Here is a 3,181-nt window from a genome sequence, read left to right as displayed (position 1 = left end):
GGCGGCGACCGCCGCGGTGCCGCCGGCTCCGCCCAAATTCGAAGCCAAGCCTGAAGCCAGCAAGCCTGAAGTTCGGCCGACCGAATCCAAGATCGAGCCGGCGCCGCTCACCAATGGCGTGATATCGAGCCAGCCGCTCTCCATCATCCCCGGCTCGTCCGAGCCGATGAAGCCGGTCCGGGTCAAGACCGTTCAGGTCAAGGCCGGCGCCGTGAAGGTCGCCTCCGCCGCCCCGGGCCCGGTCGCACCGCAGGTCACGAGCACGGTTACGTCCCGCTCCGACGTCGCGGAAACCTCCGGTGCCGTCGTCGCCCGGGCCGATCTGATCAACAGGCCCGAGATGACGAGCCCGCCGGAAATGCCGAGGGCGGACGTCGCCCGCACCGAGCTGCCGCGGCAGCCCGCGGGCTTCGGCACCGGCAACGGTATCCTCGGCGTGCTGCCGGCCGCGACCGCCGCCGCGCCCGCCCCGGCCGCTCCGAAGCTGGCCTCCGCCGATCCGGCGCCGCAGCCGATCCAGATGAGCGCCACCACCAAGCCGGTCGTCACGCACAGCGGCTGGATCGTCCAGGTCGGCGCGCTCGAGAGCGAGAACGAGGCCCAGCAGCGCATCGACGCCGCACGCAGCTCGGCCCGCGGCCTGCTCAGCAAGGCCGACCCGTTCACCGAGCCTGTGGTCGCCAAGGACAATCGCAAGCTCTACCGCGCCCGTTTTGCCGGGCTCGAGCGGGACCAGGCCGAAGCCGTCTGCCGCGCCCTGAAGCGTGCCGACATCTCCTGCATCACCGTCCGCAACTGATCTTTCGCACCGCTGCCATCGAAAATGCCCGCGCCTTGCGCGGGCATTTTTGTTTTTGGGGACGCAGGCCGCGCGCAAAGTCAGTTCCGCGACAACCTCTCGTCAACGATTTACGGTTAAATTTTTACTCAAGAGATCGACCACGCCGACAAGGCGGGCATCGGGGCGACGGCAGACAGAGCAAGCGGAGCTCACGCGGGTACGGGCGTTTGTAGCGTGGTGCCGGAGTTAGCCGTTATGCGTGCGAAGCAGAGTATCCTTGGCCTCGTTTACCCGGGCCGCGAGATAGTTCGAGCCCCCCTGGTCGGGATGGAGTTTCTTCATCAGGGACTTGTGAGCCCGGCTGATGTCGTCGCGCCCCGCCCCCGGCTGCAAGCCAAGGATCTGATAGGCCTCCTCCGCCGTCATTTTACCGCCCGCCGCCGCGCGGCGCTGCCGCCCTGCCGCGTCGCCCTGCGCGTTCTGACGCCAAGCGGGAAACCGGCGGTCCAGATAGCTTTCAAGTAGGGCCACGCTCTCGGCATCGAACGCCGGCGCCATCGCCAGCAGGCCGGCGAGATCGAACTCGTCGAGACCGCGCCCGGCGTGGGGCCCGGCGACGATCTGGCCCGTGAGCTGGCCGGAATCGTGGTCGAGCTGCATGTCGAGGAATTGCGAGCGCACGCGCGAGGCCTGCCCCGACGCAGTTGCCCCGCCGCCGAACAGCCCGCCGATATTGCCGAAGCCGGCATTCGCCAGCGGCGTCCAGCCCAGCAGCCCGGCGCCCATGATTCCGAGCGGGATCGCCACCACCAGCTCGCCCCGCAGGCCCGTGAACGCCGCGACCGCCAGCGCCAGCACGCCGCCGCCGAACTTGACGGTCCGCGCCAGCACCGCCGGATTGGCGGACCGGAACATCTGGAGCAGCAGATAGAGCGTGATGATTGCGATGGCGCCGGCGATCAGGGTCATGGCCGGAATATAGTCGCCCTGTTGTCAAAAAGCATGGCGTCTGCCTCCGAGCGGGCGGCTACTTCATCTGGCCGATCAGCCTGGCTGCTCCGCTCGCGCTTCCGGCCAGCTTCAGCAGGGCCTCGCGGCCGCCGGCGGCGTAGGTTGCAGCCGCGCGCAACAGTTCGCGCAGCTGCGCCGCCGCGCCGGGATCGAACCGGCACCAGGCGCCGCCGGTCAGGCGCGCGATCTCGCGAAAGGCCTTTTCGGCCACGGCGTCGTCGCCTTCCTGAAACATGAACACGGGCACCTTGAGCATGCCGAGCTCACCGGCCTTGGCGCAGAGCTCGTCGACCTTCTCCTCCATGGCATCGCCGACGAAGACCACGGCCCGCACGCCGGATGCCACCGCCTCGCGCCGTGCCTCGCTCAGGACCTTGCCGATCTGGGTGTCACCGCCGCGGCAATCGATCTTGCTCATCAGCGTCGCGAGCCTGGCGCTGTCGGAGATCCACCCCGTGGTGCGGCACTCGTTGTAGCCGCGATAATAGACGAGCCTGATATCGAGGCTGCCGAGCGCGGCGGTCTCGCGAAACATGTCCGCCTGGAGCGCGCAGGCCATGTCCCAGGTCGGCTGCCGGCTCATGGTCGCATCGAGTGCAAAGATCAGCCGCCCCCGGGCGCCGGGCGCATGTGGTGACAACGCATGCGCCTTGGCGACGAAGGCCGCGATATCCTCCGAGGTCGACGTCCTGGTCTCCGGCACCGCGCCATCCGCTTGCGCCGAGACGGCATCGCGGCCGCGCGGTTTGATGGTTTCGCCCGACATCGCTGCTTGCACCATGCGTGAGCGGCTAATGTGGTCAGCGCACGCAGCCCAGTCAATGTGCAAAGCCCCCGTCGGCGAGCGCCGGCGGGGGCTTTGAAATCGATGCTGCCTCTGTGAGAGGCGTCAGCTCTTGGCAGGCGCCATCAGGGCGACCGGACCGGGCTCGAGAATCTTGGGCGGCGACGATTGCGTGTCGACCGGCGCGACTTCGCTGTCAGTCGCGCTCAGGAACTTGTCGAGCATGCTCTGGATCGAGTTCTTGGCCACATCCGGACCGGTGTCGCGCATGTCGTTGTGCTGGAATTCGGTCTTCACGACCTGGATACCGGCCTTCTCGCACTCTTCATCGCTCGGAATCACGCCCGCATCGACCTTGAATTGCGGATCGGACGACCGGAACGACAGGATCTTGAACTTGCCGGCGGTGACAAAGGGCACGCGCAGATTGTCGAGCGTGACGACCTTCTTGACCTCGTCCGGATATTGCTTGGCGAAGTACATTGTAATGTCGCCGCCCATGGAGTGGCCGACCATCGTCACCTTTTCGTAGTCGGCGTTGGGCTGAACCTTCTTCATCTCCTGCATGGCGAGATGAATGTTGGCGACGCCGCGCAGGATCTGCG

At 67.2% G+C, this 3,181-nt stretch carries 4 protein-coding genes; 1 reads left to right on the top strand and 3 read right to left on the bottom strand.

Going from position 1 to position 3,181, the window contains the following annotated elements; genetic code table 11:
- Positions 1-799: SPOR domain-containing protein (locus PMI42_RS12730; RefSeq protein ID WP_008134557.1), on the top strand; the 799-nt coding region annotated here is incomplete at its 5' end.
- Positions 800-1,027: 228 nt separating this feature from the next.
- Here the strand turns inward: PMI42_RS12730 and PMI42_RS12725 are convergent.
- From PMI42_RS12725 to PMI42_RS12715, 3 genes are all read right to left on the bottom strand, one after another.
- Positions 1,028-1,750 (bottom strand): DnaJ domain-containing protein, encoded by a 723-nt coding sequence (locus tag PMI42_RS12725; RefSeq protein WP_008134556.1) that lies wholly within the window; start codon positions 1,748-1,750, stop codon positions 1,028-1,030.
- A gap of 58 nt (positions 1,751-1,808) precedes the next feature.
- Positions 1,809-2,558, bottom strand: coding sequence for a vWA domain-containing protein (locus PMI42_RS12720; RefSeq protein WP_008134555.1), 750 nt, complete (start codon positions 2,556-2,558; stop codon positions 1,809-1,811).
- 123 nt (positions 2,559-2,681) lie between these two features.
- A partial coding sequence (locus tag PMI42_RS12715; protein WP_008134554.1) for an alpha/beta fold hydrolase occupies positions 2,682-3,181 on the bottom strand: 500 nt, incomplete at its 5' end.

The sequence above is a fragment of the Bradyrhizobium sp. YR681 genome (genome assembly GCF_000282615.1).
In the GTDB taxonomy this organism is placed as follows: Bacteria; Pseudomonadota; Alphaproteobacteria; order Rhizobiales; family Xanthobacteraceae; genus Bradyrhizobium.
The sequence above is the reverse complement of the archived record's forward strand: the minus strand, read 5'-3'. Positions and strand labels throughout refer to the sequence as shown.